General features: G+C 55.1%; 21 protein-coding genes and 2 tRNA genes. 5 read left to right on the top strand and 18 right to left on the bottom strand.

Translation table 11 applies throughout. The features are described 5' to 3' along the window. Positions 1-3 precede the first annotated feature (3 nt). Entirely contained in the window at positions 4-333 is a 330-nt protein-coding gene (locus IM303_RS14775; protein WP_045260079.1) for a GIY-YIG nuclease family protein, read from the top strand. On the opposite strand, the gene IM303_RS14770 is transcribed toward IM303_RS14775, so the two are convergent. Both IM303_RS14770 and IM303_RS14765 read right to left on the bottom strand, forming a co-directional pair. Next, entirely contained in the window at positions 320-823 is a 504-nt protein-coding gene (locus IM303_RS14770; RefSeq protein ID WP_028014540.1) for a GNAT family N-acetyltransferase, read from the bottom strand. The two genes, IM303_RS14775 and IM303_RS14770, sit on opposite strands and share 14 nt — an antisense overlap. Next, complete coding sequence (locus tag IM303_RS14765; protein ID WP_192987589.1) at positions 817-1,341, bottom strand: SCP2 domain-containing protein; 525 nt, start codon at positions 1,339-1,341, stop codon at positions 817-819. Before IM303_RS14765 ends, IM303_RS14770 begins: the two co-directional genes overlap by 7 nt. Before the next feature lie 211 nt (positions 1,342-1,552). Here IM303_RS14765 and IM303_RS14760 point away from each other — a divergent pair, with 211 nt between their 5' ends. The 3 genes from IM303_RS14760 to IM303_RS14750 all read left to right on the top strand — a co-directional run bounded on the left by IM303_RS14760 (position 1,553) and on the right by IM303_RS14750 (position 4,520). After that, positions 1,553-2,548, top strand: a complete 996-nt coding sequence (locus tag IM303_RS14760) for a peptidase U32 family protein (protein WP_048999528.1) — start codon at positions 1,553-1,555, stop codon at positions 2,546-2,548. A 7-nt stretch (positions 2,549-2,555) separates the two neighbouring features. Further along, positions 2,556-3,434 carry a U32 family peptidase gene (locus IM303_RS14755; protein ID WP_193360048.1) on the top strand — a complete coding sequence of 293 codons (879 nt, stop codon included), beginning with the start codon at positions 2,556-2,558 and terminating at the stop codon, positions 3,432-3,434. Positions 3,435-3,512: 78 nt separating this feature from the next. Beyond that, the gene (locus IM303_RS14750; RefSeq protein ID WP_047367057.1) at positions 3,513-4,520 is read left to right on the top strand and encodes an LLM class flavin-dependent oxidoreductase; all 1,008 of its coding nucleotides are present in this window, start codon (positions 3,513-3,515) and stop codon (positions 4,518-4,520) included. An 84-nt stretch (positions 4,521-4,604) separates the two neighbouring features. On the opposite strand, the gene mtr is transcribed toward IM303_RS14750, so the two are convergent. From mtr to IM303_RS14690, 12 genes are all read right to left on the bottom strand, one after another. Then, positions 4,605-5,849, bottom strand: a complete 1,245-nt coding sequence (gene mtr, locus IM303_RS14745) for a tryptophan permease (protein WP_028014544.1) — start codon at positions 5,847-5,849, stop codon at positions 4,605-4,607. A gap of 142 nt (positions 5,850-5,991) precedes the next feature. Further along, a complete protein-coding gene (locus IM303_RS14740; protein ID WP_041907893.1) occupies positions 5,992-7,887 on the bottom strand; it encodes a DEAD/DEAH family ATP-dependent RNA helicase in 1,896 nt (631 codons plus the stop codon). Next, on the bottom strand, positions 7,880-7,960 hold the full coding sequence (gene yrbN, locus IM303_RS22395) for a protein YrbN (protein WP_100122156.1): 81 nt from the start codon (positions 7,958-7,960) through the stop codon (positions 7,880-7,882). The genes IM303_RS14740 and yrbN overlap by 8 nt, the downstream gene beginning before the upstream one ends. A gap of 107 nt (positions 7,961-8,067) precedes the next feature. Next, on the bottom strand, positions 8,068-8,952 hold the full coding sequence (gene nlpI / locus IM303_RS14730; protein ID WP_028014546.1) for a lipoprotein NlpI: 885 nt from the start codon (positions 8,950-8,952) through the stop codon (positions 8,068-8,070). Between the two features lie 108 nt (positions 8,953-9,060). Next, positions 9,061-11,199 carry a polyribonucleotide nucleotidyltransferase gene (pnp, locus tag IM303_RS14725; RefSeq protein WP_028014547.1) on the bottom strand — a complete coding sequence of 713 codons (2,139 nt, stop codon included), beginning with the start codon at positions 11,197-11,199 and terminating at the stop codon, positions 9,061-9,063. 242 nt (positions 11,200-11,441) lie between these two features. Next, complete coding sequence (gene rpsO / locus IM303_RS14720; RefSeq protein WP_003861789.1) at positions 11,442-11,711, bottom strand: 30S ribosomal protein S15; 270 nt, start codon at positions 11,709-11,711, stop codon at positions 11,442-11,444. A 154-nt stretch (positions 11,712-11,865) separates the two neighbouring features. After that, on the bottom strand, positions 11,866-12,816 hold the full coding sequence (gene truB, locus IM303_RS14715; RefSeq protein WP_045260076.1) for a tRNA pseudouridine(55) synthase TruB: 951 nt from the start codon (positions 12,814-12,816) through the stop codon (positions 11,866-11,868). Next, the gene (gene rbfA / locus IM303_RS14710) at positions 12,816-13,220 is read right to left on the bottom strand and encodes a 30S ribosome-binding factor RbfA (protein ID WP_041907887.1); all 405 of its coding nucleotides are present in this window, start codon (positions 13,218-13,220) and stop codon (positions 12,816-12,818) included. Before rbfA ends, truB begins: the two co-directional genes overlap by 1 nt. 101 nt (positions 13,221-13,321) lie before the next feature. Further along, entirely contained in the window at positions 13,322-16,009 is a 2,688-nt protein-coding gene (gene infB / locus IM303_RS14705) for a translation initiation factor IF-2 (RefSeq protein WP_041907885.1), read from the bottom strand. Between the two features lie 24 nt (positions 16,010-16,033). Next, positions 16,034-17,536 carry a transcription termination factor NusA gene (gene nusA / locus IM303_RS14700; RefSeq protein ID WP_014885374.1) on the bottom strand — a complete coding sequence of 501 codons (1,503 nt, stop codon included), beginning with the start codon at positions 17,534-17,536 and terminating at the stop codon, positions 16,034-16,036. 28 nt (positions 17,537-17,564) lie between these two features. Further along, entirely contained in the window at positions 17,565-18,017 is a 453-nt protein-coding gene (rimP, locus tag IM303_RS14695) for a ribosome maturation factor RimP (RefSeq protein ID WP_014833432.1), read from the bottom strand. 207 nt (positions 18,018-18,224) lie between these two features. Continuing rightward, positions 18,225-18,301, bottom strand: a tRNA-Met gene (locus IM303_RS14690). 287 nt (positions 18,302-18,588) lie between these two features. Here IM303_RS14690 and argG point away from each other — a divergent pair. Next, positions 18,589-19,935 carry an argininosuccinate synthase gene (argG, locus tag IM303_RS14685; RefSeq protein WP_028014551.1) on the top strand — a complete coding sequence of 449 codons (1,347 nt, stop codon included), beginning with the start codon at positions 18,589-18,591 and terminating at the stop codon, positions 19,933-19,935. A gap of 148 nt (positions 19,936-20,083) precedes the next feature. On the opposite strand, the gene IM303_RS14680 is transcribed toward argG, so the two are convergent. The 4 genes from IM303_RS14680 to folP all read right to left on the bottom strand — a co-directional run bounded on the left by IM303_RS14680 (position 20,084) and on the right by folP (position 22,914). Then, positions 20,084-20,170: transfer RNA gene (locus IM303_RS14680), tRNA-Leu, on the bottom strand. Between the two features lie 9 nt (positions 20,171-20,179). Beyond that, positions 20,180-20,512 carry a preprotein translocase subunit SecG gene (secG, locus tag IM303_RS14675; protein ID WP_021242256.1) on the bottom strand — a complete coding sequence of 111 codons (333 nt, stop codon included), beginning with the start codon at positions 20,510-20,512 and terminating at the stop codon, positions 20,180-20,182. 223 nt (positions 20,513-20,735) lie between these two features. Beyond that, on the bottom strand, positions 20,736-22,073 hold the full coding sequence (gene glmM, locus IM303_RS14670) for a phosphoglucosamine mutase (RefSeq protein ID WP_041907881.1): 1,338 nt from the start codon (positions 22,071-22,073) through the stop codon (positions 20,736-20,738). Next, on the bottom strand, positions 22,066-22,914 hold the full coding sequence (gene folP, locus IM303_RS14665; protein ID WP_014885377.1) for a dihydropteroate synthase: 849 nt from the start codon (positions 22,912-22,914) through the stop codon (positions 22,066-22,068). Before folP ends, glmM begins: the two co-directional genes overlap by 8 nt. Between the last annotated feature and the right edge of the window lie 69 nt (positions 22,915-22,983).

Genomic DNA, 22,983 nt, shown 5'->3' with positions numbered 1-22,983 from the left:
CTCATGCTATGGTGCGTTCACCTTAACATACTGAATCTGTTTACCGTGTGCTGGTTTCTCTATCTTGTCCGAACCGCTGATAACGCACTCTACACCGGGATCACCACCGATGTGGCGCGGCGTTTTTTACAACATCAAACGGGGAAAGGGGCAAAAGCGCTGCGGGGGAAAGGCGAACTGCAGCTGGCTTTTTCTGCCGCCGTGGGGGACAGATCGCTGGCACTCAGGCTGGAGTACCGTATTAAGCAGCTAACGAAGCGCCAGAAGGAGCGCCTCGTGACCGGAGACGGCTCCTTTGAGGCGCTACGCGAGAGCCTGATTAAAAGCGATTAAAATGGTCGTGGTAGTCCACCAGACCATTTACGCCGTTCAGGGCATCATCCGCCAGGCGATGCACCTGGAAGGCGGATTCGGTACCTGGCCAGCGGCAGCGAAGATCGTAATGCGCGGCCTGCTCGAAGCCTAAACGGCCATAGAACGCCGGATCGCCCAGCGTGACCACGGCGGCATAACCAAACTCATTCAGCGAGTCCAGCCCTTCATAGACCAGCTGGCGCGCCAGGCCCTGCCCGCGGTAGTTTTCATCTACCGCCAGCGGTGCCATGCCCACCCACTGAAGATCTTCACCCTGAACGATCACCGGGCTGAAGGCAACATAGCCGACAACCTGACCTTCGTCATCGGTGGCAACCAGCCCCAGCGTGATCAGGCCGTCTTCACGGAGATCGTGGACCAGTTGGGCTTCCGCATCGCTCTCAAAAGCGCGGCGTAATAACGCATCGATACCCGGTGCATCAATCCCTATTTCGACTCGAATCAGCATGGCTCACCTACTGAAGTGTGTTTACTGTCCGGCGGGGATTTCAGCCCCGCCTCAACAAAATCTGCCATTTGCATCAACATCACGCGCAGCGCTTTCGGCATCTGCTCCAGCTCAATGGCATCCATTAAATTCTTAACGTACAGGCCAAGCTCCGTGTCGCCCTCAATCACCAGACGGCGCTGGAAGAAGAGTGTGTCCGGGTCCTGCTTACGCGCGGCAATCATCAGCAGGTCGCTGGCGTTGGCGCTAAAGCTCACGTCCGCCACGGCAGACTCACGAACGATCAGCTGGTCGTTCTCTACGGAGGTGAACCAGCGCAGCCCGATGTCACGCACCTCAATGCTTAACCAGCGCCCTTCCAGAAACTCCAGCTCGCCATCCTGCAGCGCCTGACGGAACTGCCAGCTCAGGACCTGCTCCAGCACCTGGCGTTTAAGCGCGAACGGCGCCAGCCTGACCGGCACGCTCAGCATCGATGGACCGAATTGTACGAGACGTGAACGCAGTTTATCCAGCACGAGCTTTACTCCCTGATAGCTATAGTCCCGCTATTTTGCCACATCCATTCCACAACATAGCGGCGTAAATCAACAAACCATCGTCGGACGTACCCCATTATTGGTGCCATCAATACGCCATTAGCTGCCTTAAATCAAAAATTGTCGCGTATGGGTTAATTAAAATCCCAGCTCGTTAACAATTTTGCTATCGACTACATCAGGATAATTTATGGAGCTGCTCTGCCCTGCCGGAAACCTTCCGGCGCTTAAGGCGGCCATCGAGAATGGGGCCGATGCGGTCTATATCGGGCTGAAAGATGACACCAACGCCCGCCATTTTGCTGGCCTTAACTTTACGGAGAAAAAGCTTCAGGAAGCCGTTAACTTCGTTCATCAGCACCGCCGCAAGCTGCATATTGCCATCAACACGTTTGCCCATCCTGACGGTTACGCCCGCTGGCAGCGCGCGGTGGACATGGCAGCACAGCTGGGCGCCGATGCGTTAATCCTGGCCGACCTCGCCATGCTTGAGTATGCGGCAGAACGCTATCCGCATATTGAGCGCCACGTCTCTGTTCAGGCATCTGCCACCAACGAAGAGGCGGTGCGTTTTTACCATCAACACTTTGACGTCGCTCGCGTGGTGCTGCCGCGCGTGCTCTCTATTCATCAGGTTAAGCAACTCGCGCGCGTCACGCCAGTGCCGCTGGAGGTTTTTGCCTTTGGTAGTCTGTGCATCATGGCCGAAGGCCGTTGCTATCTTTCTTCTTACTTAACCGGTGAATCGCCGAATACCGTCGGGGCCTGCTCCCCTGCCCGCTTCGTCCGCTGGCAGCAGACCCCACAGGGGCTGGAGTCGCGTCTGAATGAAGTTCTGATCGACCGCTATCAGGACGGTGAAAACGCGGGTTATCCGACGCTGTGCAAAGGCCGCTACCTGGTCGACGGCGAGCGCTACCACGCGCTGGAAGAGCCCACCAGCCTTAACACGCTGGAGCTGCTGCCGGAGCTGCTGGCCGCCAATATTGCCTCGGTGAAAATTGAAGGTCGCCAGCGCAGTCCGGCCTATGTGAGCCAGGTGGCGAAAGTGTGGCGTCAGGCCATCGACCGCTGCATGGCGGACCCGCAGAGCTACGCCCCACAGGCGGCGTGGATGGAGACGCTCGGATCGATGTCCGAAGGCACGCAAACCACGCTGGGCGCGTATCACCGTAAATGGCAGTGAGATAACCATGAAATATTCATTAGGGCCGGTGCTCTACTACTGGCCAAAAGAGACGCTGGAAGATTTTTACCAACAGGCCGCCACCAGCAGCGCCGATGTGATTTACCTCGGTGAAGCAGTATGCAGCAAACGCCGCGCCACCAAAGTGGGCGACTGGCTGGAGATGGCGAAAAGCCTGGCCAGGAGCGGCAAGCAGGTGGTGCTGTCAACGCTCGCGCTGGTTCAGGCTTCGTCCGAACTGGGCGAGCTGAAGCGCTACGTCGAAAACGGTGAGTTTCTGCTGGAGGCGAGCGACCTGGGCGTGGTGAACATGTGCGCCGAACGCAGGCTGCCGTTTGTCGCAGGCCATGCGCTGAACTGCTATAACGCCGTCACCCTGCGCCTGCTGCTCAAACAGGGAATGACCCGCTGGTGCATGCCGGTGGAGCTCTCCCGTGACTGGCTGGCAAACCTGCTGAATCAGTGCGACGAGCTGGGCATTCGCCATCAGTTCGAAGTGGAAGTGCTGAGCTACGGTCATCTGCCGCTGGCCTACTCTGCCCGCTGCTTCACCGCGCGATCGGAAGACCGCCCGAAAGATGAATGTGAAACCTGCTGCATCAAGTACCCGAACGGGCGCAGCATGCTGTCGCAGGAGAACCAGCAGGTGTTTGTCCTGAACGGCATTCAGACCATGAGCGGTTACGTCTATAACCTCGGCAACGAGCTGGCGTCGATGGACGGGCTGGTGGACATGGTGCGCCTGTCGCCGCTGGATACCAGCGTTTTCGCGATGCTGGACGCCTTCCGCGCTAACGAAAACGGCGCGTCGCCGCTGCCGCTGGCGGCAAACAGCGACTGCAACGGTTACTGGAAACGTCTGGCCGGGCTGGAACTTCAGGCCTAAAAAAGGCTCACTTTGTTAACAACGGTTATCATTTTTTAATGCAGTATTAAAGATTGACCGTCGACAAAGTGAGCTGTTATGACTGACAAAACCATTCCGTTTTCGGTGCTGGATCTGGCGCCGATCCCACAAGGCTCCTCGGCAAGAGAAGCCTTCACGCACTCTCTCGATCTGGCTCAGCTGGCCGAAAAGCGTGGCTATCACCGCTACTGGCTGGCAGAACATCACAACATGGTCGGCATTGCCAGCGCCGCTACATCGGTGCTGATTGGCTACCTGGCAGCGAATACCACCACTTTGCACCTTGGCTCCGGTGGCGTGATGCTGCCGAACCACGCCCCGCTGGTGATAGCCGAGCAGTTCGGGACGCTGAACACCCTCTATCCGGGCCGTATTGACCTGGGGCTTGGCCGCGCGCCGGGCAGCGACCAGCCGACCATGCGCGCCCTGCGCCGCCATATGAGCGGCGATATCGATAACTTCCCGCGCGACGTGGCGGAACTGGTGGACTGGTTCGACGCGCGCGATCCGAACCCGCACGTGCGCCCGGTGCCGGGCTATGGCGAGAAGATCCCGGTGTGGCTGTTAGGCTCGAGCCTGTATAGCGCGCAGCTCGCCGCGCAGCTGGGGCTGCCGTTCGCGTTCGCCTCCCACTTCGCGCCGGATATGCTCCATCAGGCGCTGCACCTCTACCGTACGAACTTCAAACCGTCCGAGCGTCTGGAGAAGCCGTACGCGATGGTGTGTATCAACATCATTGCCGCTGACAGCAATCGCGACGCGGAATTCCTGTTTACCTCTATGCAGCAGGCGTTTGTGAAGCTGCGCCGCGGCGAGACGGGCCAGTTGCCGCCTCCGGTGGAAAATATGCATCAGCTGTGGTCGGCCTCCGAGCAGTATGGCGTGCAGCAGGCGTTGAGCATGTCGCTGGTGGGTGATAAGGCAAAAGTGCGTCACGGGCTGGAAGCAGTGCTGCGTGAAACACAGGCGGATGAAATTATGGTCAACGGCCAGATTTTCGATCACCAGGCGCGTTTACATTCGTTTGACCTGGCGATGCAGGTGAAAGAAGAATTGGTGGGGTAGTTTTTTGCCGGATGGCGGCTTCGCCTTATCCGGCCTACGCGGTCCCTGTAGGCCCGGTAAGCTTAGCGCCACCGGGCAATGTGTTTACTGGTACACAGGCAACAGGTTAAAGCTCGACAGCACGTGAACCAGCGCGTTACCCACCCCAAATACCAGGATCAGCGCAATCATCGGTTTACCGCCCCAGACGCGGAATTTCGGGCTGCCGAAGCGTTTACGTGATTTACGTGCCAGCAGCGCCGGCACAATCGCCGCCCAGATGGTGGCCGCCAGCCCTGCATAGCCGATGGCGTACAGGAAACCGTTCGGCCACAGCAGACCGCCGACAATCGGCGGCAGGAAGGTCAGCAGCGCCGTCTTGAAACGCCCCATCGCAGAATCGTCAAAGCCAAACAGATCCGCCAGGTAGTCAAACAGGCCCAGCGTCACACCGAGGAATGAACTCGCCACCGCAAAGTTGGAGAAGACCACCAGCAGCAGATCCAGACTGCGGCTGTTCAGTACGCCGCTCAGCGCCTGCACCAGCACGTCAATGTTACCGCCCTTTTGCGCAATGCCGATAAACTCCGGGCGCGGGATGTTGCCCATTGTCCCCAGCAGCCAAATCACATACAGCCCAAGCGCCAGCAGCGTGCCGTAGACCAGGCACTTCACGATGGTGCGCGGATCCTTGCCGTAGTACTTCATCAGGCTCGGCACGTTGCCGTGGTAGCCGAACGACGCCAGACAGAACGGCAGAGTCATTAGCAGATACGGCGTGTAGGAGGTATTAACTTCCGCAACGTTAAACAGCGTGGCGGGCGTAACGTGCCCCAGCAGGCTGCCGAAGGTCAGGAAGAAGGTGATGACCTTAGCGCCCAGCACAATCGCCGTCATGCGGCTCACCGCTTTGGTGCTCATCCAGACGATAAACGCCACGCCCAGCGCAAAGCAAAGCCCGGCCAGACGCGCCGGAACGTTCAGCGACATCTCCGAAAAGGTGTGATGCAGAATCGAGCCGCTTGCTGAGATGTACGCGTAGGTCAGGATGTAGAGCACAAATGCGATGGAAAGGCCGTTCACCAGGTTCCAGCCTTTGCCCAGCAGATCTTTGGTGATGGTGTCGAAGCTGGAGCCAATGCGGTAGTTCAGGTTCGCTTCAAGGATCATCAGGCCGGAATGCAGCATGCAGAACCAGGTGAACACCAGCGCGGCCAGCGACCAGAAGAACCACGCACCGGACATGACCACGGGCAGGGAAAACATCCCGGCACCTATAATGGTTCCGCCGATGATCACCACGCCGCCAAGCAGCGAAGGTGACGTTTGGGTGGTGGTTAGTGTCGCCATACAGCCTTTTCTCCAGTTAATCATGCGGTTCTGCATTTTAGTGTGTTGCACTGTACCAGTACAGGAGTACAAAGGGAATAAAAAAAGCCCCGATAGCGTGTATCGGGGCTGTATATTTTACTTTACGTCAGAAGCGAAAGGCTTACGCGTCACCGAAACGACGACGGCTGGTGCCTTCTTCACGACGTGGGCCACGGCTTTCGCGGCGCTCGCCTGAGAAACGACGACCTTCACCACCGCGACCTTCACTGCGACCGCCTTCACGACGCTCGCCGCCGAAACCGCGACCACCGCCACGACGTTCGCCACCGCGGTCAGGACGTGGCTGCGCATCGCCCAGCAGCTGCATGTTCATCGGCTTGTTCAGGATGCGGGTGCGAGTAAAGTGCTGCAGTACTTCGCCCGGCATGCCTTTTGGCAGTTCGATGGTAGAGTGGGATGCGAACAGCTTGATGTTACCAATGTAACGGCTGCTGATGTCGCCTTCGTTAGCAATCGCGCCAACGATGTGACGAACTTCAACACCATCATCACGGCCCACTTCAATGCGGTACAGTTCCATGTCGCCAGCGTCACGACGCTCACGACGTGGACGGTCTTCACCACCACGCTCTGGACGGTCGCCGCGTGGACCACGGTCGTTACGGTCGCCACGACGTTCGAAACGATCGTCACGGTCACGGAACTCACGCTTAGGACGCATCGGTGCATCTGGTGGCACGATCAGGCTACGTTCGCCCTGAGCCATTTTCAGCAGTGCTGCAGCCAGAGTTTCCATGTCCAGCTCTTCGCCTTCAGCGACAGGCTGGATCTGCGACAGCAGCGCGCGGTACTGATCCAGATCGCTGCTTTCCAGCTGCTGCTGTACTTTCGCGGCGAATTTTTCCAGACGGCGTTTGCCCAGCAGGTCTGCGTTTGGCAGGTCGGCTTCTGGAATGGTCAGCTTCATGGTGCGTTCAATGTTGCGCAGCAGACGACGCTCGCGGTTCTCAACGAACAGCAGCGCACGGCCAGCACGACCCGCACGACCGGTACGACCGATACGGTGAACGTAAGACTCGGAGTCCATCGGGATGTCGTAGTTGACAACCAGGCTGATACGCTCAACGTCCAGACCACGTGCTGCCACGTCTGTTGCAATCAGGATATCCAGACGACCGTCTTTCAGACGTTCCAGCGTCTGCTCACGCAGGGCCTGGTTCATGTCGCCGTTCAGCGCTGCGCTGTTGTAGCCGTTACGCTCCAGCGCTTCAGCCACTTCCAGGGTCGCATTTTTGGTACGCACGAAGATAATCGCCGCATCAAAATCTTCCGCTTCCAGGAAACGGACCAGCGCTTCGTTTTTGCGCATGCCGTACACGGACCAGTAGCTCTGGCTGATGTCCGGGCGAGTGGTCACGCTGGACTGAATACGCACTTCCTGCGGCTCTTTCATGAAGCGGCGGGTAATGCGACGGATCGCTTCTGGCATGGTTGCAGAGAACAGAGCGGTCTGGTGACCTTCCGGGATCTGCGCCATGATGGTTTCTACGTCTTCAATGAAGCCCATACGCAGCATTTCATCTGCTTCATCCAGTACCAGGCCGCTCAGTTTAGAGAGGTCCAGAGTACCGCGCTTCAGGTGATCCAGCAGACGGCCCGGCGTACCGACGACAATCTGTGGGCCCTGGCGCAGGGCGCGTAACTGCACGTCATAACGCTGGCCGCCGTACAGGGCTACCACGTTTACGCCGCGCATATGTTTAGAGAATTCCGTCATTGCTTCAGCAACCTGAACAGCCAGTTCACGAGTTGGAGCCAGGACGAGGATCTGCGGTGCACGCAGGTCCGGATCGATGTTGTTCAGCAGCGGCAGCGAGAACGCTGCAGTTTTACCGCTACCAGTCTGGGCCATGCCCAGCACGTCACGACCAGAAAGCAGATGCGGGATACATTCTGCCTGGATCGGAGATGGTTTTTCGTAACCCAGATCGTTAAGGGCTTCAAGGATAGGAGCCTTCAGGCCCAGATCTGCAAAAGTGGTTTCGAATTCAGCCATGTAGTACGAGTGCCTCAATGTCAATGGCGGCCAGTCTACTTAGCTCATCGTGAAAATGATTAGCAATTTTCATTGAAAAGTGTGAACCGGCTCAAAGTAGGTGTATTGACGAACAACAACGCCCTCACCAGTGAAGGTGATGGCAATCAAAAGATTACGGGCTGATGTTTATGTCGTCAGCTATTGCTGGTCCGATTCTGCCAGGTCGTCTTGCTCCTGGCCCAAGAGCGATAATTCCAACAATGCATAACGGTGCTCAACGAAGTTATGTACGTTGTTAGCAACCGCTAATTTGAACAGTGCCGTAGCGCTGTCCATATCCCCCAGACTTAGGTAGTACTTACCTAAATAGAAGTTGGTTTCACTGAGATGCTCAGCGAGCGAGGTGTTATCCGTTGCGTCCGCCTTGAGGCGTTCCATCAGCGTTGCTTCGCTAATGTTGCCCAGGTAGAACTCGACAATGTTCCATCCCCACTGTTCCTTATCCGATTTCTCGAAGCGCTGTTGTAGTGCTTCTTTTGCCTGCTTCTCATCGAGCTTCCGCTCAACGATGTAAAGCCACAGGCTACGGAAAGGATCATTAGGATCGTCTTGATAAAACGCCAGCAGATCATCTTGCGCTAACTTGTCACGACCGCCGTAATACAATGCGATACCGCGATTCAAGTGCGCGTAGTTGTAAGTTGGATCAAGCTCAAGTACAGAATCAAACGCTTCATAGGCAGCATCAAAATTGCCTGCCTGCGTTAAATAAATGCCTAAGTAATTGAATACTTCAGGCATATCAGGTCGGATAGCCAGCGCTTGTGAAAAATCATTTCGCGCTAATGCTCTCAGACCGAGACTATCATACAACACTCCGCGCTCATATAAAAGCTGTGCGCGTTCGTCATCGGTTAAAGCCCGACTGGCAAGTATTTGTTCCATGCGTGCCAGAATCACTTCCTGCTGCAAAGTCGGTTGCAATGGCACTGCGAGGACTTCGCTCTTACGCCAGGCAGAGTTGCTGCATCCTGCCAGCGTTAAAGCTGTCGCAACGAAACACCAGCGCAAAAAAGGCTTCATTTCCCACTCCCGAAGACAACTATTGGATGAACGTCCTGTCCCCCGGCGGCTTAACAAGGCGTCCTGCCTGATAACAGGCCCTCCGCAAAGCGGAGGGCAAATGGCAACTTACTCGCCTTGCTGTTCAGCAGCCGGAGCTTCCGGTGCCGCAGCAGGTTGAGACTGCTCGGTTGCTTCTTTAATGCTCAGACGGATACGGCCCTGACGGTCAACTTCCAGAACCTTAACCGGCACTTCCTGACCCATCTGCAGGTAATCGGTCACTTTCTCAACGCGCTTGTCAGCGATCTGAGAGATGTGAACCAGACCTTCTTTACCGCCACCGATGGCAACGAACGCACCAAAGTCAACGATACGGGTCACTTTACCCGCGTAGACGCGGCCCACTTCGATTTCAGCAGTGATTTCTTCGATGCGACGGATAGCGAATTTCGCTTTCTCGCCGTCGGTTGCTGCGATCTTCACAGTACCGTCATCTTCGATTTCGATGGTGGTGCCGGTCTCTTCGGTCAGCGCGCGGATAACAGAACCGCCCTTACCGATAACATCTTTGATCTTGTCTGGATTGATCTTGATGGTGTGAATACGCGGAGCGAATTCAGAGATATCACCGCGTGGCGCGTTGATAGCCTGTTCCATCACGCCCAGGATGTGCAGACGCGCACCTTTAGCCTGGTTCAGAGCAACCTGCATGATCTCTTTGGTGATACCTTCAATTTTGATATCCATCTGCAGGGCAGAGATACCGTCGCGGGAACCCGCTACTTTGAAGTCCATATCACCCAGGTGGTCTTCGTCACCCAGAATGTCAGACAGAACAACGAAGTTGTCGCCTTCTTTCACCAGACCCATTGCGATACCCGCAACGGCGGCTTTGATCGGCACGCCCGCATCCATCAGCGCCAGAGAGGCACCACATACGGAAGCCATGGAAGAAGAACCGTTGGATTCGGTGATTTCAGAAACCACGCGAACGGTGTACGGGAATTTGTCAGCTTCCGGCATCACTGCCAGCACGCCGCGCTTCGCCAGACGACCGTGACCAATTTCACGACGCTTCGGTGAGCCAACCATACCGGTTTCGCCCACAGAGTACGGAGGGAAGTTGTAGTGGAACAGGAAGTTGTCAGTACGCTCGCCCATCAGTTCATCGATGATCTGTGCGTCACGTGCGGTACCCAGGGTTGCGGTAACCAGCGCCTGCGTTTCACCACGGGTGAACAGCGCAGAACCATGAGTACGCGGCAGTACGCCAGTGCGTACGTCCAGACCACGAATCATGTCTTTTTCACGGCCATCGATACGCGGCTCGCCTGCCAGTACGCGGCTACGAACAACGTTTTTCTCGATAGCGTGCAGAATTTCGCCAATTTCGTTAGCGTCCAGCGTTTCGTCTTCGGCAACCAGGGTCGCGGTTACTTCAGATTTGATCGCGTCAACCTGAGCGTAACGCTCCTGTTTGTCGGTGATGCGGTAAGCGTCGCTCAGACGAGATTCTGCCAGTGCCGCAACGCGTGCGTTCAGCGCGTCGTTTGCTGCTTCTGGCTGCCAGTCCCAACGTGGCTTACCGGCTTCTTTCACCAGGTCGTTGATGTTCTGGATAACAATCTGCTGCTGCTCATGACCGAACACCACAGCGCCCAGCATCTGGTCTTCGCTCAGCAGTTCAGCTTCGGATTCAACCATCAGCACAGCCGCTTCAGTACCGGCAACAACCAGGTCCAGCTTACTTTCTTTCAGCTCTTCCTGAGTTGGGTTCAGCACGTACTGGTCGTTGATGTAACCGACGCGCGCGGCACCGATTGGGCCATTGAATGGAATACCAGACAGTGACAGGGCAGCGGAGGCACCGATCATCGCAACGATGTCCGGGTTAACCTGTGGGTTAACGGAAACAACGGTCGCAATAACCTGCACTTCGTTAACGAAGCCTTCCGGGAACAGCGGACGAACCGGGCGGTCAATCAGACGCGCGATCAGGGTTTCGCCTTCGCTTGGACGGCCTTCACGACGGAAGAAGCCACCCGGGATTTTGCCGGCAGCGTAGGTACGCTCCTGGTAGTTAACGGTCAGCGGGAAGAAGTCCTGACCTGGTTTAGCTTTTTTCTGGCCCACAACGGTCACGAATACCGCGGTGTCATCCATGCTTACCATAACGGCAGCAGTCGCCTGGCGTGCCATCATGCCGGTTTCCAGCGTGACGGTATGTTGACCATACTGGAATTTACGAACGATCGGATTCAGCAAAATTCTATCCTTTCTTAAATGTATGACAGCACACCGCCGGCGTGCTGTCGATTTAACCCGACCTTCTTCGCATCCTCGCGACTAATGACAACCGACACCCCCATGGGTGAAGCCTCTCATTAGCCGCGCGAACCTCTGCAATGAAGATCATTTATAGCAACAATACAATAGTTTCCATTGAATTGCTGCCGTCTGGTTGAAAAAAGGGGCCATCAGGCCCCCTTTTCTGAAACTCGCAAGACTTAGCGACGCAGACCCAGACGCTCGATCAGCGCGGTGTAGCGTGCAACATCTTTACGCTTCAGGTAGTCGAGCAGTTTACGACGCTGAGAAACCATGCGCAGCAGACCACGACGGCTGTGGTGATCTTTTTTGTGCTCTGCAAAGTGACCCTGCAGGTGGTTAATCTGTGCAGTCAGCAGTGCAACCTGAACTTCGGTAGAACCGCTGTCGTTAGTACCACGACCAAACTCAGAAACGATTTTAGCTTTAGCTTCAACGCTTAGAGACATTTTCAAACTCCAAAGTATAAAAAATGTAAGGGTGCCGATCTCTAATTCAGCGACCCCATGTACGCCCCGCAGATTGTTAAACAATTTACCGGGCGTTAAGCGGCGATATTCTACTCGTCTCCCCTGCTTATCGCAAGGTGAGGCGTAATCACCGTCACGCGTCGACCGGATATTCGACGACCAGACGACGCGGCGCAACGCGCCCTTCACCGTCCATTTCGCCCATACCGATGAATTTCCCTTCGTCACCTTCCGTCACGCGTACAAGTCCATCCAGCGGCGCATCCGCCGTACGAACCGGGTTTCCGTTCTTAAAGTAAACGGACGATGTTAAAGGAAGATTAACGATCGGGAAGTCCGCTGCCGGACTGTCCATTGGCATCAGCAGTGGATCCAGCAAATCTGCTGGTTCCACTCCCTGCGCTTGTGCCTGCTCAGCCAGCGCGCGCAGCTGCTCAAGCGTCACCATGCGTTCCACCGGATATTTACTGACCGCCAGACGACGCAGGTAGATCACATGCGCGCCGCAGCCCAGCTTTTCACCCAGGTCGTCGATGATGGTGCGAATATAGGTCCCTTTCGAACAGTGGACTTCCAGCTCCAGCTCGTCACCTTCGTGGCGAATGAACAGCAGCTCATACACGGTTATCGGACGCGCTTCGCGCGGGACGTCAATTCCCTGGCGCGCATATTCGTAGAGCTTCTTGCCCTGATATTTCAGTGCCGAATACATCGACGGCACCTGCATCGTGTCTCCGCGGAAGCTCTCCAGGGCCGCATCAAGCTGTTCAGCGCTGAAGGTCACCGGGCGCTCTTCCACCACCTGACCATCCGCGTCGGAGGTATCCGTACGCTGGCCAAGTTTAGCGATAACGCGGTAGCGTTTATCGGAATCGAGCAGGTACTGGGAAAACTTTGTCGCTTCACCCAGGCAAATCGGCAGCATGCCGGTCGCCAGCGGATCCAGCGCGCCGGTGTGGCCCGCACGGTTAGCGTTATAAATACGTTTCACTTTTTGCAGCACGTCGTTACTGGATGCACCCTGCGGTTTATCCAACAGCAGCACGCCATGCACGTCGCGACCGCGACGACGAGGACGACTCATCAGTCCTCCTTGCTGTCGTCCGTCGGGTTAACACGACGTTCGTCGTCATGTTTCACCACGCTGGTCACCAGGTTGGACATGCGCATACCTTCGACCAGCGAGTTGTCGTAGAAGAAGGTCAGCTCGGGAACAATACGCAGGCGCATCGCTTTGCCGAGCAGAGAGCGGATGAAACCAGAGGCTTCCTGCAGTGCTTTAATGCCGTTCTTCACCGCCGCTTCGTCCTGATCGTTCAGGAAGGTCACGAACACTTTGGCATAGGCCAGGTCACGAGACATTTCCACGCCAGAGACGGTGGTCATCATACCGATACGCGGGTCTTTGATTTCGCGTTGCAGGATAAGCGCAATCTCTTTCTGCATCTCCTGCGCCACGCGCTGTGGGCGACCAAATTCTTTCGCCATAATAAATTCTCCAGACAAAAAAGGGGCTAAAAGCCCCTTTTAAAATTATTGCCGGGTGGCACGAGGCGATCCCGGCCTACATATGGACTTATCCCTAAGGATTAGTCGATGCTGCGTTGGATCTCGATGATTTCGAACACTTCGATCATATCGCCAACGCGAACGTCGTTGTAGTTCTTAACGCCGATACCACATTCCATGCCGTTACGGACTTCGTTAACGTCATCTTTGAAGCGGCGCAGGGATTCCAGCTCGCCTTCGTAGATAACCACGTTGTCACGCAGTACGCGGATTGGGTTGTGACGCTTGATGGTACCTTCGGTAACCATACAGCCCGCGATCGCACCGAATTTCGGTGATTTGAACACGTCACGCACTTCAGCCAGACCGATGATCTGCTGTTTCAGCTCAGGAGACAGCATACCGCTCATCGCGGCTTTCACTTCGTCGATCAGGTTATAGATGACGGAGTAGTAGCGCAGATCCAGGCTTTCCGCTTCGATCACGCGGCGAGCAGATGCATCAGCACGCACGTTGAAGCCAACCAGGATAGCGTTGGACGCCGCAGCCAGGGTTGCGTCGGTTTCGGTGATACCACCTACGCCAGAACCGATGATCTTCACTTTCACTTCGTCGGTAGACAGTTTCAGCAAGGAGTCGGAGATCGCTTCCACAGAACCCTGAACGTCCGCTTTCAGAACGACGTTCACTTCGTGAACTTCGCCTTCAGCCATGTTCGCAAACATGTTCTCAAGTTTAGATTTCTGCTGACGCGCCAGCTTAACTTCACGGAACTTGCCCTGACGATACAGTGCCACTTCACGCGCTTTCTTCTCGTCACGCACAACGGTCACTTCATCACCGGCAGCCGGAACACCGGACAGCCCCAGGATTTCCACTGGAATGGACGGACCTGCTTCCAGCACTTCCTGACCCAATTCGTTACGCATCGCACGAACACGACCGTATTCGAAGCCACACAGAACGATGTCGCCCTTGTTCAGCGTACCTTCGCGAACCAGAACCGTTGCAACCGGACCACGACCTTTATCCAGGAAGGATTCGATTACCGCACCGCTCGCCATACCTTTACGAACGGCTTTCAGCTCCAGAACTTCGGCCTGAAGCAGGATAGCGTTCAGCAGGTCGTCGATACCAGTACCCGCTTTTGCAGATACAGGGATGAACTGCGCTTCGCCGCCCCACTCTTCCGGCATAACGCCGTACTGAGACAGTTCGTTCTTCACGCGGTCCAGATCGGCTTCTGGCTTATCGATTTTGTTGACCGCAACAACCAGAGGCACCTGCGCCGCTTTCGCGTGCTGGATAGCTTCAATGGTCTGTGGCATAACGCCATCGTCTGCTGCAACAACCAGTACAACGATATCCGTAGCCTGAGCACCACGAGCACGCATTGAGGTGAACGCTGCGTGGCCTGGGGTATCCAGGAAGGTGATCATGCCGTTTTCAGTTTCTACGTGGTAAGCACCGATGTGCTGGGTAATGCCACCCGCTTCGCCGGAGGCAACTTTCGTAGAACGAATGTAGTCGAGCAGAGAGGTTTTACCGTGGTCAACGTGACCCATGATGGTCACAACCGGTGCACGCGGTTCAGCCGCAGCGCCAGTGTCACGGTCGCTCATTACTGCTTCTTCCAGCTCGTTTTCACGACGCAGGATAACTTTGTGGCCCATCTCTTCGGCAACCAGCTGTGCGGTTTCCTGGTCGATAACCTGGTTGATGGTCGCCATTGCGCCCAGCTTCATCATCGCTTTGATGACCTGAGAGCCTTTAACCGCCATCTTGTTTGCCAGATCGCCAACGGTGATGGTTTCGCCAATCACGACGTCACGGTTAACCGCCTGAGCTGGCTTCTGGAAGCCCTGCTGCAGAGAAGAACCTTTACGCTTACCGCCTTTACCACCGCGAACCGCTGCACGAGCTTCTTCGCGGTCAGCTTTAGATTCAGCGTGTTTGTTACCTTTCTTAGCCGGACGCGCGGCTTTTGCATTACGACCACGGCCACGGCCGCCTTCTACTTCACGGTCGTTATCATCTTCAGCCTGACGCGCATGCTGAGAAGTGGTCACGTGATAGTCGCTGGTGTCTTCAGTCGGTTCAGCGGTATTCACGCCATTCTTCTCGTTTTCTTCTGCCATACGACGCGCTTCTTCAGCGACGCGGCGAGCTTCTTCTTCCAGCTTACGGCGGGCTTCTTCTTCCGCTTTACGCTTCAGCTCGGCAGCTTCATTTTCACGGCGGGCTTTTTCAGCCTGGGCGGTTTTGGTCATTTCGTCTGTCTGTTGATTGCTCACTTTGTCTTTTTCCGCAGCGTCACGCTTCACTTTATCACTGGCGTCGCGTTTCGCTTTTTCTGCGGCCTCACGTTCAGCTTTTAATTCTGCTTCACGTTTGGCGGCTGCTTCCGCCTCACGCTGAGCTTGTTCTTCCGCTTCACGCTGTGCCTGCTCTTCCGCGGCAAGGCGTTCTGCCTCTTGCGGATCACGTTTTACAAAGGTGCGCGTCTTGCGGACTTCAATTTGTACCGATTTGCTTTTGCCACCGGTACCAGGAATGTTTAACGTGCTGCGCGTTTTGCGCTGCAGCGTTAACTTGTCAGGCGTAGAACCGTGTTCGCGGTTCAGGTGCGTTAACAAGGTTTGTTTTTCTTGCGCGGTCACCGAGTCATCAGCGGACTTCGGGATCCCTGCATCAGCAAATTGCTGTACCAGGCGGTCCACGGAGGTCTGAATCTCAGCAGCCAGCGATTTTACAGTTACATCAGTCATGCTGTTCCTTCCTGCTACAGTTTATTACGCTTCGTCGCCGAACCAGCAAATATTACGTGCGGCCATGATGAGTTCGCCGGCTTTCTCGTCGGTTAAACCTTCGATATCGGCCAGGTCATCAACGCCTTGCTCAGCGAGATCTTCCAGCGTACAAACACCACGGGCAGCCAGCTTGAACGCAATCGCACGATCAAGACCTTCCAGATTCAGCAGGTCATCAGCCGGCTTCTTATCGCCAAGGCTTTCTTCCTGAGCCAGTGCCAGGGTGGTCAGTGCGTTTTTAGCGCGTTCACGCAGGGCTTCAACGGTTGGCTCATCCAGACCGTCAATTTCCAGCAGCTCTTTCATTGGCACATAGGCCAGTTCTTCCAGCGTAGAGAAACCTTCTTCTACCAGAACAGTGGCGAAGTCTTCGTCAATGTCGAGGTATTTGGTGAAGGTATCGATCGCCGCATGGGCTTCAGCCTGATGCTTAGCCTGCAGGTCATCAACGGTCATGACGTTGAGTTCCCAGCCGCTCAGCTGTGACGCCAGGCGTACGTTCTGACCGTTACGGCCAATCGCCTGCGCCAGGTTGCCCGCTTCAACAGCGATATCCATGGTGTGTTTGTCTTCGTCAACAACGATAGACGCGACATCAGCCGGAGCCATTGCGTTGATCACGAACTGCGCCGGGTTGTCGTCCCACAGAACGATATCAATACGCTCGCCGCCCAGTTCGGTAGAAACCGCCTGAACGCGCGCACCGCGCATACCGACGCAAGCACCGACCGGGTCGATACGCTTGTCGTTGGTTTTCACCGCAATTTTCGCACGAGAGCCTGGATCGCGAGCTGCTGCTTTGATCTCAATAACTTCTTCGCCGATTTCCGGCACTTCGATGCGGAACAGTTCAACCAGCATTTCTGGTTTAGAACGGGTCACGAACAGCTGTGCACCACGCGCTTCAGGGCGCACGGCGTACAGAACACCACGAATACGGTCGCCCGGGCGGAAGTTTTCACGCGGCAGCATGTCTTCACGCAGGATCACGGCTTCAGCGTTGCCCGGCATCCCTTCGGATTTAATTTCCAGAGAGATGTTGTCACGGTTTACTTTCTTCACCACGCCGGTGATGATTTCGCCTTCCTGATCGCGGAACTGATCGACAACCAGCGCGCGCTCGGCTTCGCGCACTTTCTGCACGATAACCTGCTTAGCGGTCTGGGTGGTGATACGGTCGAAGGTCACAGATTCAATCTGATCTTCAACGTAGTCACCCACGTTCAGACTTTCGTCTTCAAAACGTGCCGCTTCCAGGGTGATCTCTTTGGTCGGCTGGGTCACTTCTTCAACGATTACCCAACGACGGAATGTATCGAAGTCACCGCTTTTACGATCGATTTCTACGCGAACATCGATCTCTTGTTCGTATTTTTTCTTGGTTGCTGTAGCCAGTGCACTTTCCAGCGCTTCGAAAATTTTCTCACGCGGCAGTGATTTCTCGTTGGAGACGGCTTCAACAACAGCCAAAATTTCTTTGTTCATCGCGGGCTTTTCACCTCAATCCAGACTGTTAAAAGTGGGGAACCAGGTTCGCCTTCTGGATATTACTCAGCGCGAACACTTCATCTTTGCCTTCGACTGTTACCGTGATCATTTCACCATCAACGGCTTTGATAATTCCCTGCCATTTACGGCGGTTCTGTACGGCCATACGCAGAACGAGAGCCACTTCTTCACCGGTAAAGCGCACATAGTGCTCGGCCGTGAACATCGGGCGATCCAGGCCAGGTGAGGAAACTTCCAGGTTGTACGCAACGGTAATCGGGTCTTCAACATCAAGAACCGCACTCACCTGGTGGCTGACATCAGCACAATCATCAACATTGATGCCATCTTCACTATCAATATAGATGCGCAGCGTCGATGTACGGCCGCGAACGAATTCGATGCCGACCAGTTCGTAGCCCAGTGCTTCGACCGGTGCAGTAATCATCTCTGTTAATTTTTGCTCTAATGTGGACAAGCCCACCCCCAAGACATAAAAAAAGGGCGTAAAGCCCAGTTATTCTGTAGTCAGATAACAAAAAACCCCGATAAATCGGGGCTTTAGATAACTGAACCCTATAGCCACAACTGTGGCCTGGAGCACTCTCCGAAAGAATTTTTTCAAATCCAGCTACGAAGGCTCTAAGTCTTCACAGTATATTTGAAAAAGAACTTTATGGGAAAGTGGTTGCGGGGGCCGGATTTGAACCGACGACCTTCGGGTTATGAGCCCGACGAGCTACCAGGCTGCTCCACCCCGCGCCTGAAACGTGGCAAATTCTACGCGTTTTGGACAGAATTTGCAAATAATGCTGGGATTTGGTACCGAAGACGGGACGTAAAATCGGCGTTTAGTATATTGATAGTTGACCCCACCTGTCAACCCAGCTTCCGCCAGAGAGAACAGACCAAATTTTTTACAAAAAACGCATGAGTCTCTTCCGGTATTCGATAAAAGATGATTAAATGAATACTCACTTATTTTGCATAAAAATGCACAAGAGAACGAAAGCGGTCTCTAATCAGTCAATCAAGCAGGGTTTTATTCTATGACGACGATTCTCAAGCATCTTCCGGTAGGACAACGTATTGGCATCGCTTTCTCAGGCGGCCTGGATACCAGCGCTGCACTGCTGTGGATGCGCCAGAAGGGAGCGGTTCCGTATGCATATACTGCGAACCTGGGTCAGCCGGATGAGGACGATTACGACGCTATTCCTCGTCGCGCTAAAGAGTATGGCGCAGAAAACGCGCGACTGATTGACTGCCGTAAGCAACTGGTTGCAGAAGGTATCGCCGCTATTCAGTGCGGTGCGTTCCATAACACCACGGGCGGCCTGACCTATTTCAACACCACCCCGCTGGGTCGTGCCGTCACCGGCACCATGCTGGTTGCCGCCATGAAAGAAGATGGCGTAAACATCTGGGGTGATGGCAGCACCTATAAAGGCAACGATATCGAACGTTTCTATCGTTATGGCCTGCTGACCAACGCGGAGCTGCAGATCTATAAGCCGTGGCTGGACACCGACTTCATCGACGAGCTGGGTGGTCGTCATGAGATGTCTGAGTTTATGATTGCCTGCGGTTTTGACTATAAGATGTCCGTCGAGAAAGCCTACTCCACCGACTCCAACATGCTGGGTGCGACGCACGAAGCGAAAGACCTGGAATTCCTGAACTCCAGCGTGAAGATCGTTAACCCGATCATGGGCGTGAAGTTCTGGGACGAGAGCGTGAAGATCCCGGCAGAAGAAGTGACCGTGCGTTTCGAACGTGGTCATCCGGTTGCCCTGAACGGTAAGACCTTCTCTGACGACGTTGAACTGATGCTGGAAGCAAACCGCATCGGCGGTCGTCACGGTCTGGGCATGAGCGATCAGATTGAAAACCGTATCATCGAAGCGAAAAGCCGCGGTATCTATGAAGCTCCGGGGATGGCGCTGCTGCACATCGCTTACGAGCGTCTGCTGACCGGTATTCACAACGAAGACACCATCGAGCAGTATCACTCTCATGGCCGTCAGCTGGGCAAACTGCTGTATCAGGGTCGCTGGTTCGATCCGCAGGCGCTGATGCTGCGTGACGCGCTGCAGCGTTGGGTAGCGAGCGCGATCACCGGTGAAGTGACGCTGGAACTGCGTCGTGGTAACGACTACTCCATTCTTAACACCGTGTCGGACAACCTGACCTATAAAGCCGAGCGTCTGACCATGGAAAAAGGTGAGTCTGTGTTTTCTCCGGACGACCGTATTGGTCAGTTGACCATGCGTAACCTGGACATCACCGATACCCGCGAGAAGCTGTTCAACTACGTTGAGAATGGCCTGCTCTCCGCGAATTCCGGTAACGGCCTGCCGCAGGTTGAAAACCTGGAGAATAGCGATAAGAAGTAATCGCTGATGAAACATGCAAAAGGCGCCCTCTGGGCGCCTTTTTGTTTGGCTTTTGTAGGGCGGGTGGCGCTGCGCTTACCGGGCCTACAAACGGCAAAAGCTACAGACGAAAAAAAAGACGCCTTTCGACGTCTTTCTTCTGGAATATTGGTACCGAGGATGGGACTCGAACCCACAAGCCCGTTAGGGCACTACCACCTCAAGGTAGCGTGTCTACCAATTCCACCACCTCGGTACGGAATACTTACTGCGGGATATCGCTGGTTGGCTTAGCCGGTGCAGCTGGCTGAGTCTGCTCAGTTTTTGCTGGCGCGCTCAGATTTTCCCACTCGCTTCCTTTGCTGGTCTTGTTGCTGTTGATATTGCCAAGCACCAGACTGATGATGAAGAACAGCGTAGCCAGAATCGCCGTCGTGCGGGTCATGAAGTTCGCAGAACCACTTGAACCGAACAGCGTACCGGAAGCGCCTGCTCCGAAGGAGGCTCCCATATCAGCGCCTTTACCTTGCTGCAGCATGATCAACGCTACGAGAGCGATGGCTACAATAAGGAAAACAACTAAAAGAGCTTCGTACATAATCAACCTGTTCCTTGCGGATTTGCCGCATACCAATGCTTCGACCAATTAGCAGGATTTCTGTTTCCCACTGAAGCGGGTGTGAATACTAACCAAAGCGAATCACCTTCGCAAGGGCATTTTCGACGCATTGTATCAACTGCGGAAAAAAACAGCAAAAAGCCATTAATTGCTTAAAACAAAGGCGGCAAACGCCGCCTTTTTAAACATTTAGCATGCAAGATTATGCAGCTTTTACGGCATCCGCAATTCGGTGCGCAAATTCGGTGACCTGCGCTTCGTCTTCGCCTTCCACCATCACGCGGATCAGCGGTTCGGTACCAGACTTACGCAGCAGCACGCGCCCACGGCTGCCCAGGGCCGCTTCAACCTCAGCCATCACCGCTTTCACGTTGTCATTTTCCAGCGGATCGCCTTTACCCGCAGTGAAACGCACGTTCACCAGGATCTGCGGGAACATTTTCATCCCGCTGCACAGATCGTGCAGGCTCATATGGTTGCGCGCCATCGCGGCAACCACCTGAAGCGCGGCAACAATGCCGTCACCGGTAGTGGTTTTGTCGAGCAGGATCACGTGGCCGGAGTTCTCAGCACCAATGCGCCAGCCTTTCTCCTGCAGCTTTTCCAGCACGTAGCGGTCGCCCACCTTCGCGCGAACAAACGGAATACCGAGCTGTTTCAGCGCCAGTTCGAGGCCCATGTTGCTCATCAGGGTCCCTACCGCACCGCCGCGCAGCTGCCCCTGGCGCAGGCCTTCACGAGCAATGATGTAGAGGATCTGATCGCCGTCGACTTTATTACCTTCGTGGTCAACCATGATCACGCGGTCACCGTCGCCGTCCAGGGCAATACCCAGATCGGCTTTTTCCGCCAGCACGCGCGCCTGCAGGGCGCGCACGTCCGTCGCCCCGACTTCTTCGTTAATGTTCAGACCATCCGGCTCGCAGCCGATGGCGATCACTTTCGCACCCAGCTCGCGGAAGACATTCGGCGCAATGTGATAGGTCGCACCGTTCGCACAGTCCACCACAATTTTAAGATGCGCCAGGCTCAGCTCGTTCGGGAAGGTGCCTTTGCAGAATTCGATATAACGACCCGCCGCATCGACGATACGGTTCGCTTTACCCAGCTCGGCGGAATCAACACAGGTGATCTCTTTTTCCATTTCGGCTTCAATGGCCTCTTCCACTTCGTCCGGCAGCTTAGTGCCGTCAATGGAGAAGAACTTGATGCCGTTGTCGTAGAACGGGTTATGAGACGCCGAGATCACAATTCCCGCTTCCGCGCGGAAGGTGCGCGTAAGGTAGGCAACAGCAGGCGTTGGCATTGGGCCAGTAAAAGAGGCTGAAAGCCCTGCAGCCGCCAGACCCGCTTCCAACGCAGATTCCAGCATATAGCCCGAAATACGGGTATCTTTACCAATAATGATCTTACGTGAGCCATGACGCGCCAGCACCTTGCCGGCAGCCCAGCCGAGCTTCAGAACAAAATCAGGGGTAATTGGAGCATCGCCTACGCGCCCACGGATACCATCGGTACCAAAATATTTACGGTTACTCATAGCGTTTGTTTTCCTTCGCTGCCAGTGTGGCTTCCACCACACGCATGGCTTCTACTGTTTCTTTGACGTCATGGACACGGATAATGTGCGCGCCTTGCATCGCCGCAATTACCGCGCAGGCCAGGCTGCCACTCAGGCGCTCGCTCGGTCCTACATTCAGCAATTGGCCAATCATCGACTTTCTCGACATACCCACCAGCAGCGGCAGACCAAAGTGATGAAATTCCGATAAGCGCGCAAGCAACGCATAATTGTGTGAGAGATTTTTACCGAAACCGAACCCCGGGTCGAGCAGCAATTTCTCTTTTGGGATGCCTGCACGCTCACAGCGTTCAATATGCTCAATAAAGAAGCGATTCACGTCGGCAAAGACATCATCATACTTCGGCGCTTCCTGCATGGTTTTCGGTTGCCCCTGCATATGCATCAGGCATACCGGCAGGCCGGTTTCTGCAGCGGCCTCGATCGCACCCGGTTCGGTCAGCGAGCGGATGTCATTAATAATGTGAGCACCCACTCTCGCCACTTCACGAATCACTTCTGGTTTGGACGTGTCGACGGAGATCCACACCTCGAAACGTTGCGCGATTGCCTCAACCACCGGCACCACGCGCGCCAGCTCTTCTTCCACCGAAACATCTGCCGCGCCGGGACGCGTCGATTCACCGCCCACGTCAATGATAGTGGCACCCGCGTTGATCATTAGATTTGCGTGCTTAACCGCGTCGATAAGCGTGTTATGCGTGCCGCCGTCAGAGAAGGAGTCAGGGGTAACATTCAGGATCCCCATCACGTGCGGATGTGAAAGATCGAGATGCGAGTCCTGGGCGAAGAGTTTCATGGTCAAATCCCTGGTTTTAGTATGGTTTAACGGAAAAGAAAAACCCCGGAGCAAGCTCCAGGGTTTGGG

This window comes from Enterobacter cloacae complex sp. P38RS (assembly GCF_014930775.1).
Taxonomy (GTDB): domain Bacteria; phylum Pseudomonadota; class Gammaproteobacteria; order Enterobacterales; family Enterobacteriaceae; genus Enterobacter; species Enterobacter bugandensis.
Note: the sequence above shows the minus strand (reverse complement) of the source record. Positions and strands in the feature narration are given on the sequence as shown.